Origin of the sequence: Glutamicibacter creatinolyticus (genome assembly GCF_006094275.1) — a bacterium.
Lineage (GTDB): Bacteria > Actinomycetota > Actinomycetes > Actinomycetales > Micrococcaceae > Glutamicibacter > Glutamicibacter creatinolyticus.
The window spans coordinates 1,274,369-1,288,862 of sequence record NZ_CP034412.1; the positions used below are offsets into that span (position 1 = coordinate 1,274,369).

Genomic DNA, 14,494 nt, shown 5'->3' on the forward strand with positions numbered 1-14,494 from the left:
CCAGCCGGTGAGAAGGACTTCTTACTTGGGCTAGCGGTCAGGGAAAAGCCGAGGCAGGTGCGTCGTGATGACGTACCTGCCTCGGCTTTCCTATGCCGTCGTGTGTCCTAGTCGATCCCGGCGCGCAGCTTCATGCTCAGGTGCTTGAGCTGGTCAAACTCCTCTTCGCTCAGCGCATGCCCCATCAGCTCGTGCAGGTGCTTGACGTGCTCGCGCCCAATGTCGCGCTGCACCTCCAGGCCCTTCTCGGTCAGGGACAGGATCATCGCCCGCTGATCGGTGGGATCCGGGCTGCGGGAGATCAGGCCGCGTTCCTCAAGCCGGACGATCATCCGGCTCAGCGACGGCTGGGAGATCAGCAGGAACTTGTTCAGGTCCACCAGCCGCGCCTTGCCTTCGGGACAATTGCGCAGATTGAACAACACGTCGTATTCACGCACCGAGAACCGATTGAATTCGGGCATCGAGATCAGGTGGCGCATCACCGCCACCTGCGTGCGGAAGAGTGCCTCCCAGGCCTCGACCGTGTTCTTTAGCGGGGCCGGGGCGGTGGTGGCCTCACCGGCCACCATTTGCTCACTGTGTGTCACTGCACTCCTATGCTTGCAGCCCTGTGGCTGGCATCCTTACCCCTTGATCTTATCCCCGGTTAAGCGTCCTGTCCCTTGTCGGGGTGAGAATTCTTGGCTTCTTCCCTGGCCTTCTTGGCGGCCACCAGTCCGGCGTGGGTGGGAGCCGGGGTCAGGTCGGCCGGGGCGCGGGATTCCATTTCCTTGCGCAGCTCGGGCAGCACGTGCTCGCCGAACATGTCCAGCTGGTTCAGCACGGTCTTCAGCGGCAGCCCGGCGTGGTCCACCAGGAACAGCTGGCGCTGGTAGTTGCCGAAGTACTCCTGGAAGGTCAAGGTCTTCTCCAGCACCTCCTGCGGGGAACCAACGGTCAGCGGGGTCTGGGAGGTGAAGTCCTCCAGGGACGGGCCGTGGCCGTAGACCGGGGCGTTGTCGAAGTAGGGGCGGAATTCCTTGACCGCCTGCTGGCTGGTCTTGCCCATGTAGAACTGGCCGCCCAGGCCCACGATCGCCTGATCCGCCCGGCCGTGACCGTAGTGCTCGTAGCGCTCCCGGTACAGGCCGATCAGCTGCTGGTAGTGCTCCTTGGGCCAGAAGATGTTGTTGGCGAAGAAGCCATCGCCGTAGTAGGCGGCGATTTCGGCGATCTGCGGGGTGCGGATCGAGCCGTGCCACACGAACGGGGGCACATCATCCAGCGGACGTGGGGTGGAGGTGTAGTTCTGCAGCGGGGTGCGGTAGCGCCCCTCCCAGTTCACCACGTCCTCGTCCCACAGCCGGCGCAGCAGGTTGTAGTTCTCGATGGTCAGGTTCACCGAGTCCTGGATGTTCTTGCCGAACCACGGATAGACCGGGGCGGTGTTGCCGCGCCCGAGCACCAGGTCGGTGCGCCCGTTGGACAGGTGCTGGAGCATGGCGAAGTCCTCGGCGATCTTCACCGGATCATTGGTGGTGATCAGCGTGGTGCCGGTGGACAGGATGATCCGCTCGGTCTGCGCGGCAATGTAGGCCAGCGTGGTGGTGGGGGAGGAGGAGAAGAACGGACGGTTGTGGTGCTCACCGATGGAGAAGACGTCCATCCCGATCTCTTCGACCTTCTTGGCGATGGCCACGATCGCGTCGATGCGTTCCTTCTCGGTGGGAATGGTGCCGTTGGTGGGGTCGCGGGTGATGTCACTGACGGTAAAGACACCGAACTGCATGGCGGGACTCCTTGTCCTGTTCGTGGTTCCGCTGGGCTTCAGCGACCAATCTATATGCGCATGAATGTAATACCAAGTTGATCCGTCAATTATTCCCGTGTTGCAGATGACCCGCAAGAGACCTCCAGCCTAAGCCCGACCCCGCCAGCGCAGTTGCCGTCCATGGGGGTTCCTGCTGGCAAGGTACGGTGCCGGCCCCGGCGATAGCGGCCGAACGGATCAAGTTCTTCTCGCTGCGACCCCTCACCTGGATGTTGTGGCTGGGCACTATTTGCATGGTCGGCACCGCCTGGCTGCTTGGCGCCAGCGCCAAGGCCAGCGGCGACAACGGCTTTGACACCTATACCCCGGCACCCGAACTGGTGTTCTCGACCCTCCGGCTGGCCCAGCTGTTCTTCGCCACTGCGGCGGCCCTGTGCCTCACCACCGAGTACTCCTCAGGCACCATCACCTCCAGCCTGCAGGCAGTTCCGCGCCGCGGCGTGCTCTACGCTGCCAAGGCGGTGTTCCTGTTCGTCACCGGAACGGTAATGGGAATCGCTGGGGTGGGACTTGGCACCGTTCCGGCGGCCCTCTCCGCCGGAGAGTACGGAGTCTTTGACACCGTGGACCTGATCCGCGCGCTCGCCGGAGCCAGAGTGTACCTGGGGCTGATGATGCTCATGGTGCTGGGGATCGCGGCGCTGTGCCGCAACTCGGCGGGCACCATTGTTGCTGCCCTGGTCCTGCTGGTCGGCATGCCCCAGCTGCTGGGACTGGTGAATGTGCGGTGGATTTCCTCGGCCGTGGGCTATCTGCCCACTGCGGCCACGGTGCTGGTAACCGGCGCCGCTGAACCCTACAGCAGCGCGATGGCCCTGGGGGTCCTGCTGCTTTGGGCGGCCGGGCTGCTAACCGTTGGGCGCATGTCACTACTAATACGTGACACATAAAGTTGTTCCGATTGGCAGCGCCCGCCACGCCGGGGAGGTACGTTAAAACGCGTCAACTTAATTGGAATGTTGAGTTGTAAAGTCAACTATCGTGGCGATACATTCGATCAGTGTTTCCGGGATGTCCTCGCGACTAGCATTTAAAGCTGCCGCACGATATACCGAAGCGTGTTTGGTTCGGAGAACCCCACCCTCGGCACTTAATGCATGCGTAAATGACGGCCACTTATCTAGCTCTCGCTCAATATCCGTATGAAAAGCTGTAAAAATTCCGAACGAAGTTGTTTCGTCACCAAACTTGTATGGAATAGGGGTCGTGGAGTTAACTGAAACCCAGTCTACGATTTTATTCGTCGCGTCTTTATTGCTGCTATGTGCCTGTTTCTGTTTTTCTGGATTGTCATGGTTTTTAAGGAGACAAGTATCTGCATCACCATCGAAAATGATATAGGTAGGCACATGTACGCTTTGGAGGATTTCGTATCCTAGGTGTAAGTTGTTTTTCCCCTGCATATTCAGTATCGAGATGCCGTGGAAGTGGAGATCCTTCCCAATTCTCGATCCAATAGCCTCAAGGATTACTTGGTCCGTGTCCCCTTCCACTAAAACTGCAGCATCGGCGAAAAAACCTTCCGAGAACTGTGTAGGGAACCATTGCTGGACTTGTTTTAATACACTTCGAGCATCTTTTCCGGTCTTTTTTGCGATCTCACCGATATTCGATTGCTTAACAGTCGAACGCCCGTTGATAAGGTTCATACGTTTGAGATTTTCGAATTGGTCAGGTCGGATGAAGTAGGGGGAGTGCGTCCCTATTAGCACTTGAGTGCCCGGTGCCTCTGACAATTCAGACAGTACTTGCGCAAACGCTCGTGCCCGTGCGGGATGCTGAAAGATTTCGGGTTCTTCGACACAGATTACGAGCGCAGTTGAGGGACCCGTAGCTTCAGATTCAAGAACTTCATCGTTCTGAGCAGTAGCCATAGCTTGCATGACTGACATCATTACGGCTCTCTGAACGCCATGGCCTTGACGGGTAACATCATTGATGTTTCCCGCAATTTCGACTCTCGTTGTTACACTCGGATCGATCTTCGGATTAATCGATATTTCGTTGGGCTGAAATTCGAGGCGAGCACTTGGGACAAGACGTTCCAAAGTCGAGTTCACGCGAGTTGTTGCGGCAGCGGTGGTTGCCCGAATCTCTTCGTGGACTGCCGTATTTAGATCTTGAAGCACATCAGCGTGTTTAGTGGACCACTCTTCTTTCGCTTTGCTGCCCGCGTTAGAAGTTAACGCGCCAATCAGGAGAGACAATGAGGAGCCTTTCCCGGTGCTCCCCACCTCGGCAGCAAGATCTGTGCCAGCTGGAATAAATATAACCTGGATAAGCTCTCGGATAATGTTCTGTCCGTTAATGCCGAACATATGATTAGCGTCCGAACTCTGAACAGCTTCTAGCTTGCCGCGGTTTTGAGGTGCATCCTCCCAGGAGGCGAGTGCGCTCCATACTGCGTCTTTGGACGGCGACGACCCAAGATCGGGAAGATCGCTATGTTCTTGCCGCAGATTGACGTATTCGGGCCGGAATTCTCCTACTTTGGTCATCTGCCGAATTTTTGCAAAGTTAGGACCTTGGAGCGCGCGTCCTACGACCTTCACTTTGTTATCTTTTGTCCATGTCTTGCGAAAAGTTGCAGTACTCCCGCGTCCATACTCTTTTAGTAATTCACGGTCCAATGTGTTCAAATCAGTAAAAGTAACTTCTACCTCGATTTGGTCAGAGCTACTGGAATCACTTCCTGGAGCTTTGAAGAGATCGTCCTCGTGGAGTTCGCGGCCATTTACGAACCAATCCAAGGCGTGTAGCACAGTAGATTTCCCACATCCGTTTGGTCCGACGAGGACAGCATAATCTTCGATGTCTACGTCAAGCTTCTCTAGCGAACGAAATCCTCGAACTGATATTTTGCAAATTTTCATGGCAGGCCCCTTATGTTCTTTTGTCAGATCAAATCACGAAGGTGGACCAAGTCCAAATGTGAACTAGACTGTGCCGATCCTGCCGCCCAAGAAAGACAATCATCTCGGTACTGCATCGATCACTTCGTTGATGCCTCGTCTAAGCTTCAGCTGCTAGAAGATGGATGGAATGTCTGCCGAGGTCACCATTTTTCTCCGCTAAACGGATAGGTGGGGAGAGGTTGGGAGGCAACAAGAGTTAGAGGGAGCTACGGCATACATCTCAGTTTTGGGGCAGGAGTCATCTAATTAGACTCATCAAGACCAAAATCTGTTCCATAGTGACCCCCGATCCGTGCAATTCGTCGATTGCATCCGGTCAGTATCCTTGCTTGTCAGCCTACGTGTATTCCTCCCCATTTACTATCTCGAAGCTGAGGCACATGTGCGTCTCTCGCGGCTTGCAAAAACGCGACGATCGGGCCCAAAAGCTTGCCAGACTAGAGGCGAGTTTACTCCTGGTCCTTGTGGCCCTTCTCCTTCTTCAGCATTTCCTCGACCTCGCGGCGTTCCTTTCGGGTCACCGGGATCTGCCCGGTCTTCGGGTTGATCAGATCGGCATCCGAGGACTGGACCCGCTGGGCGGTTTTGCGGGCCTTGGACAACAGGGTGTCGGACTCCGCATCCACCGCAGCAGGCTCACCGTCGGCCGGAACCGGGGCGTGGGCGCCCACCGCGGCCGCGGTGCCGTACTTGGCATCACGCTTGGCCTGGCGGCGGGCCGCGCTCCGCTCCTTGCGCCCCTCCACCAGACGGTAGAGCACCGGCACCAGGATCAGGGTCAGCAGGGTGGAGGTGACCAGGCCGCCAATGACCACCACGGCCAGCGGCTGGGAGATGAACCCGGAGTGACCGGTCAACCCCAAGGCCATGGGCAGCAGCGCGAAGATCGTGGCGGCACTGGTCATCAGGATGGGGCGCAGACGCTGGCGGGCACCATGGGTGATGGCATCATCCAGGCTCATGGCCGCGCGCTCCGGGGTGTCCAGCCGGTATTGGTTGATCAAGTCGATCAGCACGATCGCGTTGGTCACCACGATGCCCACCAGCATCAGCATGCCGATCAGGGAGGGCAGGCCCAGCGGGGTGCCGGTCAACAGCAGCAGGCCAATCGAACCGGTGGCCGCGAACGGGATGGAGACCAGCAGGATCAGCGGCTGGATCAGCGACTTGAACGTGGCCACCATGATCACGTACACGATCGCCACGGCGGCAATCAGCGCCAGGTACAGCTGCTGGAAGGACTCGGCCTGCTCGGTGGCGGCGCCGCCGAGCTTCACGCTGGCACCCTCGGGCAGATCCATGGAATCCAGCTTGTTGGTGACCTCCGTGGAGACAGCACCCAGGGCGTTCTCTTCCGGGGTGAGGCTGACCGTGGCGATGCGCTCGTTGTTCGAGGTGGTCACCACCTGCTCAACCTTCTCGATCTTCACCTCGGCCAGGTCGGAGAGCTGCTTGACGCCGGTGGCGGTGGGGATCTTCAGTTCCTCCAGCTGCTTCTGGCTGGTCAGCTCATCGGGTTCACCGATGTGGATCTGCAGGTCGGTGAAGTCGATGCGCAGCGTTCCGGCCGGGATGGGGGAGAGCTGGGAGGCGACAATCCCGGCCAGCTGGGATTCGGTCATCCCGGCCTCGGCGGCCTTTCTCGCGTCGATGTCCACGGTCACCTGTTCGCGCTTCTCCGAGAGGTTGTCGGTGATGCCCGTGACCTGGCCGATGCCGGAGAGCTGCTCGCGCACGGAGGTGGTGGCCTCGGAGAGAATCCCCTCATCCGGGGCGCTGACCTCCACGGTCACATCCGAGCTCATCATGCTGCCCGAACCGGCGGCCACGGTGATCTCCTGGTCCTTGGGCAGGTTCAGGTCCTGGATGTCGCTGCGCACCCGGTCGGCCAGTTCCTCCTGGTCCAGGTCCGCATCGGTGATGACGGTGAAGCTGGCGGTATCCGAGCCGGCGGCCCCCATCATGGCGCTGAGCATGTCGCCTGAGCTGCCCACGGTCAGCTGCACGTCCTCGATGCCCTCGGTGTCCTGCAGCAGGTTTTCGACCTTTTCGGCCTGTTCCAAGGTGGTGTCCAGTGCGGTGCCGGTCGGCATCTTCTGGGTGATCTGCAGGGAGTTCTCCCCGGTGCCGCCGAGCAGGTTGGTGTTCAGCAGCGGGGTCATGGCCACGGTGCCGCCCAGGATCAGCACCGAGACCAGCAGGGTGATCACCGGGTGCTTCTGGGTGCCGCGCAGCACCGGTGCGTAGCTGCGCTGCATCGCGCCCTTGTTCTCGGCCGTGTGGGCGGTCTTCGCCTGGCCGGTGCCCGGGCGGTGCGGCAGGAACCAATAGGCCAGCACCGGAACAATGGTCAGCGACACCAGCAGCGAAGCCAGCAGGGCAATGGTCATGGTCAGCGCGAACGGACGGAACAGCTCCCCGGCCATGCCGGCCACCAGCGCCACCGGCAGAAACACTGCCACAGTGGTCAGCGTCGCCGAGGTGATCGCCCCGGCGACCTCGCGCACCGCCAGCAGGATCGCCTGGCGCTTTTCCTGGCCGTAGGACAGGTGGCGCTTGATGTTCTCAATGACCACAATCGAGTCATCCACCACGCGGCCAATGGAGATGGTCAGCGCGCCCAGGGTGAGCATGTTCAGGGTGTAGCCGAACACGTTCATCCCAATGAAGGTGACCATCAGCGACAGCGGGATGGAGATCGCAGTGACCAGAGTGGAGCGGATGGAGAACAGGAAGATCAGGATCACCAGCACCGCGAAGACCAGGCCGAGCAGGCCCTCGGTCGCCAGCGAATTGATGGACTGTTCAATGAAGGGGGCCTGGTCGAAGACCGTGGTGATCGTTGCCCCGTTGCCCAGTTCGGATTCCAGCTGGCCAATGATGTCCTGCACCGCGTGGGAGATTCCCACGGTATCACCGTCCGGGGTCTTGGTGATGGAGACCGACAGGGTTTCGGCGCCGTTGGTGCGGGTGATGCTAGTGGCGTCATCGGCCTCGATAGAGACCTTGGAGACGTCCTTGAGCAGCACCGGGCCGCTGTCGGAGGTGATGGGGATTTCGCGGATCTTTTCCAGCGTATCGGGGGCCGAACCGGCGATCACCGGCAGCTCCAGGCCCTCGGTGTCCAGCGAGCCCACCGGCATCGGGGAGCCGGCGTTTTCGATCGCGTCCTTGATGTCCGAGGTGTTCAGGCCCTTGGCGGCCAGCTTCTGCTCATCGGGCAGCACCAGGATGTGCTGGGCGGCGCCACCGGAAACCGACGCCTCGCGTACCCCGTCGATCTTGCGCAGCTTGGGCAGCGCGATGCGCTCCACATCATCATGCAGCTTTTCCAGGGACTCATCCGAAGCCACGGCCAGGTAGGCGACCGGCAGGTCGGAGACCGAGCCGGCGAAGGAGGAAGGTTCCACGTCCTCCGGCAACTGGTTCTTCGCGTTGGAGATCGCGCGCTCCACCTGCGAGCGGGCCCGGTCCATGTCGGTGCCGTACTCGAACATCAGGGAGATCGAGGCGAAGCCGGTGCGTGAGGTGGCCGAGGATGACTCCAGGCCCTCCACCGCCTGCATCGAGGTTTCCAGCGGGCGGGCCACCTGCTCGTCCACCACTTCGGGGCTGGCCCCAGGCTGGGAGGCCATGACGGCGATCTGTGGGAACTCCAGGGAAGGAATCAATTCCTGCTTCAGGGAGCCCATCGAGATCAAACCGAAGATGGCCGAGAATACCGTGATCAGTGCGATCAAGGCACGGTTCTTCAAAGACAGATTGGCCAAGCGCTGCATGCGGATGCGGTCCTATGCGTTGAAAGATGAAAAGAGCTTGGTTTAACTTTAGTTCGTTGGCAGACGACAACAGAATCTGGAGCGGGATTCCGAGAAAATCATCCCTAAGGATGAAGGCTGAAGGAAACGTCCTCGGTCACGTTCCGGTGCGGGGTACGTGCTCCTTCGAGTACGTGCTAACCGGATTTTGCGCGAAGTCGGGTATCCAGGCAAAAGCTCCGTTCTTGCGCGTCTTCTTCGGCCCATGCACGCAGAATGCGAGCACGTGTTCGGTCCCGTGCGCGACCGACTGCAGGTCTTTCTGCCAAGCGCGTTAACGGCGGAGCAATCGTTGCGATCACTTACTGGGAGGGAAAGCGGCCGGCCTTGTTAAGCTATGCCCATGAAAGCCAGGCAGTGGTTAGTCAGCTCCGCCGGAACCGCAGTTCCGCGACTGATTTCGATGGTCTTTGCGGGCATGGCCGCAGCGCTTTTCTTCGCCTCCGCAGTCTTCCAGCAGCGCGCCTCGCACGCAAGATGGGTCACCGCTTTGGAGACGCAAGGACCGGACAGCTTGTCTATCGAAAGCCACGAGTACGATTACTATCTGCCAATCGCCGGTTACATTCCAATCCCGGACACCGGCGTGCCGTTGGGGATCGGGTTGATGCTGCAGAGCGCGGGGGTATTCATGCTGTTGCTCTGCCTGCTCAGCGCGGCCCGCCCCAGCGACAAGATAATGCTGAGCCTGCAACTTTTGTTGGGATTGCTGGTGATTCCGGGCTATGCCATTATCGGGGATAACGCGATACGTTCCGAGCTCGCCGGCGTTCCTGCCGACCTGAACTGGTCGTCCCCGGTCTTGTTGACCACCGAATTCGCGTTCGTCCCGTTGATTGCCCTGTGCATTTTGTGCTGGCGTTGGTTTCCGGCCCTGGCGATCGCCTGCTTCTTCCTGCTCGGCACGACGATCCTCGGCAATATCATCATTTATCTATTGGTGGCCCCGTTGGTCGCCGGATACACGTCACATGACACAACCCCGGGTACCGAAACGATCATGGCGCTGAGCACTGCGGCGGCAGGAGTAGCCATGCTCGTGGTGATCTTCGCGCTTATCAGCCGGCGGCGCGGCCTACGCGCGAATGCCCTGACCGCTGGAATCGCAGCGGGTGCCACGAACAACCCCCAAGCGGGTTGAGGGCTAACAGCTCAAGGGATGACGGGACCATCGATTTGCTGGCCCAATTCGGTGCGAAGAGGCTACGGACGAGTCCACTGACCCGCGCCTGCTTCTTCATGCTTCGGAGTCCTGGTCGCGCTAAAGGCTCCCTTGATTTGTTGAGGTACGCGCGTCTTAAAAACAGAAGACCCTGGCCACGAGCATTTTCGAGCTACTCGTGGCCAGGGTTCTGCAGGACGCCTACTTCAGCTTCAGCACCTTGTTGGTTTCGGCAGTCACTTCATCAAGCAGCTGCGGGTTCTCATTCAGCTTCACACCGTAGGACGGGATGATGTCCTTCAGCTTCGCTTCCCAGCCGGCGAACTGCTTCGGGAAGCAACGTGAAAGCAGGCCGATCATGATCGGGGTTGCGGTCGAGGCGCCCGGGGAGGCACCCAGCAGGCCGGAGATGGAGCCGTCCGAGGAGGTGATGACCTCGGTGCCGAACTGCAGCACGCCGCCCTTCTTCTTGTCCTTCTTGATGACCTGAACGCGCTGGCCAGCGTGGATCAGTTCCCACTTCGAGCCATCGGCCTCCGGGTAGTACTCGTTGAGCGACGCGTCCTTCTTGGAGCGCGACTTCAGTACTTCCTTGATCAGGTAGGTGGTCAGGGACATGTTGTCCTTCGCCACCGCCAGCATCGGGATGATGTTGTGCGGGCGGATGGACAGCGGCAGGTCCAGCTGACCGGTGGACTTCAGGAAGTTCATCGAGAAGCCGGCGTACGGGCCGAACATCAGCGAACGCTTGCCGCCCACGAAACGGGTGTCCAGGTGCGGCACGCTCATTGGAGGGGCGCCGACCGAGGCCTGGCCGTAGACCTTCGCGTTGTGCTGTTCGCTGATCGAGTCATCGGTGCAGCGCAGGAACTGGCCGGAGACCGGGAAGCCGCCGTAGCCCTTGATTTCGTCAATGCCCGACTTCTGCAGCAGCGGCAGCGCGCCGCCGCCGGCGCCGACGAACACGAACTTGGCGTTGACCTTGAAGCTGGCGCCGCTGGCGTTGTTCTTCACGGTCAGCTGCCAGCCGGCTCCCTCACGCCTCAGGCCGGTGACCTTGTGGCCGTAGCTGACCTCGGCGCCGGAAGTGGCCAGCGAATCGGTCAGGTCCTTGGTCAGGCGGCCGAAGTCCACGTCGGTGCCGCCAACCACGCGGGAGGCGGCGACCTTCTGGGAGGCGTCACGGCCGCGGGCGACCAGCGGGGTCCACTCGTTGATGGTGTCCAGGTCCTCGGTGAACTCCATCTCGGAGAACAGCGGCTGGGCGCGCATGGCCTCGTAGCGGGTCTTGAGGTACTTGGAGTGGTCCTGGCCAATCACGAAGGACATGTGCGGCAGGGCGTGGATGAAGTTCTCCGGTGCGCTGGCGTGCTGGTTGCGCACGGCCCAGGAGAAGAACTGGCGGGAAATCTGGTACTGCTCGTTGATGCCAATGGCCTTGGTCGGATCCACCGATCCGTCCGGCTGGGCGGGGGAGTAGTTCAGCTCGCACAGGGCCGAGTGGCCGGTGCCGGCGTTGTTCCATGGAGAGGAGGACTCTTCGCCTGCCTGGTCCAGGTTCTCGAACAGGGCGATCGACCAGTTCGGTTCCAGCTGGTTGATGAGGGTACCCAGGGTGGCGCTCATAATGCCGGCACCAATGAGTACGACGTCAAAATTCTTGGTTGACGTTTCAGAAGGCACGAGGATCTCCATCGACAGTGATACTTTGCTCTTAGGTCAGACTAGACCCATTACGTGAGGGGCAAGAAATTCTCAACCCGTCAACTTGCCGTTCGGCGAGAGTTTGACGTCCACGTACACCTCGTCCAGCACCGGCGAGGACGGGTAGTAGTTGACCACCGAATCCAGGGCGAGCGCAGAGATCGGGAACACCAGCGGCACAATGGGCAGGTCATGGCTCAAAGTGGTCAGGATGTTGCGGTAGGCGGCGGTGCGCAGCTCGCCCACGGCGATGGATCGGGCGGCCAGCACCTGGGCATCCAGCAACGGCGAGGTGTAACTAAACTCATATTGCTTTGCGGCAAGGATTCCGGAAATGAAGTCATCCTCGTTGCGGTACGCCCCGGAGAAGCCCAGCAGGTGCAGGCCCTTGAACCCGTCGTGGCGGACCCTTTGCACGTACTTGCCGTGGGACCAGTCCACCGGCACCGGCTTGACCTTGATGCCCACCTTGGCCAGGTCCTCGGCGATCAGCGCGAAGCAGCGCTCGGGCAGGGTCAGGTAGTTGCGGGCCACGTTGCGCGGGTAGGCGAACGGAATCGAGGAACCGTCGTAGTCGATTTCCTCCAACAGCTTCTTGGCGTCATCGGGGGAGTAGAACAACACGTTCTCCGGGTTCTCCACCCCGAACGTGGGCGGCAGCAGCGTGGAGGCCGCCTTCGAGCCGCTGATGAACAGCTCGCGCACCAGCCGGCCCTTGTCGATGGCCATGGCCAGCGCGCGGCGGAAGGCCGGCTTCTCCAGCCATGGGGCGTCATGGTGCAGCCCCAGGTAGAGCACGGAGAACGGGTCCCGGTTCACCACCATGCGCGCGTTGCGTACCAGGGTGCGCAGCACCTCCACCGAAACCATGTCAAAGGCATCAATGTCCCCGGCCAGCAGTTCGGTCTGGCGGTTGTGGGCCGAAGCGATCGCGGAGATCTCCACCCGCTGCGGGTGCTGAGGGTTGGAGTTCAGCCGCTGCTGGTTCCAGTACTCCTTGTTCACCTCCAGCAGCACATGTTCTTCGGTGCGCTTGGCAAAACGGTAGGGGCCGGTGCCGACGGGGTGCTCGGTGAGCTTCTCGGCCGGGTTGTCCTTCGGTCCGCCCTTCAGTGCCGAGGGGGCCGCGATGGCCAGGCCCGGCAGCGTGAACGCCTCAATGACCCCGGTCAGCCGGCGGCGCAGCTTCAGTTCCAGCGTATACTCATCCAGGGCGCTGACCGAGGCGAAGTAGCTGGCCGAGCCGCCCTCGGACTTGCCGCTGAACAAGTCCTCCTCCAGCAGGGTGCGCATGGCCTCCAGCTGGGCCTTCTGCTGGGCCATCACCGGGGCCAGGTCCTGCTTGTCCCCGGCCTTGGTGTCATTCGGCGCCTGGGCCTGCTCATCATCCTTGGGCAGCTTCGGAATCTGCGAAGTGTGGTGGAAGACTTGGGTGAAGCCCTGCAGGGAGCGTGAGCGCAGCTCGCTGTTCATGCCCAGCCAGCGCTTGAAGTTCGCCAGCACCGCCTCGGCGTTGAACGCTGTGCCGTCATGGAACTTCACGCCCTGACGCAGCGTGAAGGTGTAACGCAGCCCGTCTTCGCTTTCGGTCCAGGACTCGGCCAGCCCCGCGACCGGCCCACCGGTCTGCGGGTCAATGGATATCAGGGTTTCATAGATCTGCCGGGTGACGCGGAAGGAGTCATTGTCCCCGGCCACCGCCGGATCCAGGGAGAGCGGTGGGGCCGCCGCGGCAATCCTGAAGGTGCGCGGGGTGGCGTTGCCGGCCGCGGCGCCGGTGCTGGCAGCGGGTTGCGGTTCCGTGTCGGTGCAGGCGGTCAGGCCCAGCAGGACGGCCGCCAGCGACCCGGACAGTACGGCTCGACGCGTCACGGGCTGGCGCTCAATCGGTGGCACGGTGGCGGCTCGGCTTCCTGGTTCAGGGATCTGTGGAGTTATCGCATCCAACCCGGCGCCGGGCCGCGGTAGACCGCTGCCAGGACGCCGGAGGATAGTTTCCAAGATAGCGCACCGATCCGTGAGGATTCGGTGCATTCACCGCTGCCACGCCCGGATAAGCCCAAAATGTGGCCGAAAGGTTATCAGACCTGACGCTGGTGCACGATGTTTTCCCCGTCCTCACCGCGTGACCAGGCCTGCACCTGGCGTTTGAGCAACGCCACCATGCGGGGGAAGAACGCCTCGGTGTTCCCGCCGTTGTGCGGCAGGATCAGCGCGTTGGGCTGGCGCCACAGTTCGTGGTCCTGCGGCAGGGGTTCGGGATCAAAGACATCCGAGGCCACGAACAACCTGCCGGAGGCCACTTCCCGGGTCAACGCCTCGGTGTCCACCACCGGGCCGCGGGCCACGTTGATGATGCGCGCCCCATCAGGCAGGGCGGCCAGGAGCTCGGTGTCCACCAGGTGGTGGGTGGCGTCATTGAGCGGCACGATCAGGATTAGCACCTCGATCTGCCCGGCCAGGGAGGCCAGCTCGTCAATGCCGTGCACCGTCCCGTGCTCGTCGGTGCGGGCGCTGGAGGCAAAACGCAGCAGGTTCACCTCAAACGGCTCCAGGCGTCGGCGGATCTCGTCACCGATTCCGCCCACTCCCACCAGGCCCACGGTGCGGTCGGCCAGTCCCGGCCACCGCTGCGGGGCCCAGTTGCCCGCTTCCTGGTTGCGCACCGCATCGGGGAAACCACGCAGGGAGGCGATGGCCAGCCCCAATGCCATTTCCGCGGTGGCCGCGGCGTGCACGCCACCCGCGGTGGCGACGCTGACCTTGCTGCCGACCAGATCGATGATCCCGTCATAACCGGTGGTCTGGGTTTGGACCAGGGAAACGTTCGTGGCCTGCTTGATGCTCTGCAGCCGGGAGAACTCGGCCATATACGGGAACACCGCAATATCGATCTCATTCGGCTCGACACCTTCGGGGGCGCTGTCCAGGTCCCACAGCACCGGTTTCAGGTTGGCGGGAAGCTCACCGACCGCCTGGAGCAGCTCGGCCGAGGGGAAGGAGACGATACGTTGTTGGCTCATAACCCCACACTAATCAGTGGAGCCCAAAAGCGAACAGAATCCCATGTCATGACGTGTAA

At 61.1% G+C, this 14,494-nt stretch carries 9 protein-coding genes; 2 read left to right on the forward strand and 7 right to left on the reverse strand.

All coding sequences use genetic code 11. From position 1 onward, the window contains the following. Window positions 1-107: 107 nt before the first annotated feature. Window positions 108-590: a MarR family winged helix-turn-helix transcriptional regulator gene (locus GcLGCM259_RS05830; RefSeq protein WP_246049796.1), complete on the reverse strand. Its 483-nt coding sequence runs from the start codon at window positions 588-590 to the stop codon at window positions 108-110. A 59-nt stretch (window positions 591-649) separates the two neighbouring features. After that, window positions 650-1,771, reverse strand: a complete 1,122-nt coding sequence (locus GcLGCM259_RS05835) for an LLM class flavin-dependent oxidoreductase (protein WP_138926021.1) — start codon at window positions 1,769-1,771, stop codon at window positions 650-652. A gap of 188 nt (window positions 1,772-1,959) precedes the next feature. Between GcLGCM259_RS05835 and GcLGCM259_RS05840 the strand changes: the two genes are divergently transcribed. Continuing rightward, window positions 1,960-2,703, forward strand: a complete 744-nt coding sequence (locus tag GcLGCM259_RS05840) for an ABC transporter permease (RefSeq protein ID WP_138926022.1) — start codon at window positions 1,960-1,962, stop codon at window positions 2,701-2,703. A 57-nt stretch (window positions 2,704-2,760) separates the two neighbouring features. Here the strand turns inward: GcLGCM259_RS05840 and GcLGCM259_RS05845 are convergent, their stop codons facing one another. Both GcLGCM259_RS05845 and GcLGCM259_RS05850 read right to left on the reverse strand, forming a co-directional pair. Continuing rightward, on the reverse strand, window positions 2,761-4,686 hold the full coding sequence (locus tag GcLGCM259_RS05845) for an ATP-dependent nuclease (RefSeq protein WP_138926023.1): 1,926 nt from the start codon (window positions 4,684-4,686) through the stop codon (window positions 2,761-2,763). Window positions 4,687-5,177: 491 nt separating this feature from the next. Further along, window positions 5,178-8,507: an efflux RND transporter permease subunit gene (locus GcLGCM259_RS05850; RefSeq protein WP_138926024.1), complete on the reverse strand. Its 3,330-nt coding sequence runs from the start codon at window positions 8,505-8,507 to the stop codon at window positions 5,178-5,180. Between the two features lie 382 nt (window positions 8,508-8,889). On the opposite strand from GcLGCM259_RS05850, the gene GcLGCM259_RS05855 reads away from it, so the two are divergent. Then, window positions 8,890-9,687, forward strand: coding sequence for a hypothetical protein (locus GcLGCM259_RS05855; RefSeq protein ID WP_138926025.1), 798 nt, complete (start codon window positions 8,890-8,892; stop codon window positions 9,685-9,687). A gap of 222 nt (window positions 9,688-9,909) precedes the next feature. On the opposite strand, the gene GcLGCM259_RS05860 is transcribed toward GcLGCM259_RS05855, so the two are convergent. The 3 genes from GcLGCM259_RS05860 to GcLGCM259_RS05870 all read right to left on the reverse strand — a co-directional run bounded on the left by GcLGCM259_RS05860 (window position 9,910) and on the right by GcLGCM259_RS05870 (window position 14,435). Further along, entirely contained in the window at window positions 9,910-11,403 is a 1,494-nt protein-coding gene (locus GcLGCM259_RS05860; RefSeq protein WP_425459793.1) for a malate:quinone oxidoreductase, read from the reverse strand. A gap of 60 nt (window positions 11,404-11,463) precedes the next feature. Next, window positions 11,464-13,284 (reverse strand): ABC transporter substrate-binding protein, encoded by a 1,821-nt coding sequence (locus tag GcLGCM259_RS05865; protein ID WP_175419337.1) that lies wholly within the window; start codon window positions 13,282-13,284, stop codon window positions 11,464-11,466. A gap of 209 nt (window positions 13,285-13,493) precedes the next feature. After that, window positions 13,494-14,435 carry a 2-hydroxyacid dehydrogenase gene (locus GcLGCM259_RS05870; protein ID WP_138926028.1) on the reverse strand — a complete coding sequence of 314 codons (942 nt, stop codon included), beginning with the start codon at window positions 14,433-14,435 and terminating at the stop codon, window positions 13,494-13,496. Window positions 14,436-14,494 lie beyond the last annotated feature (59 nt).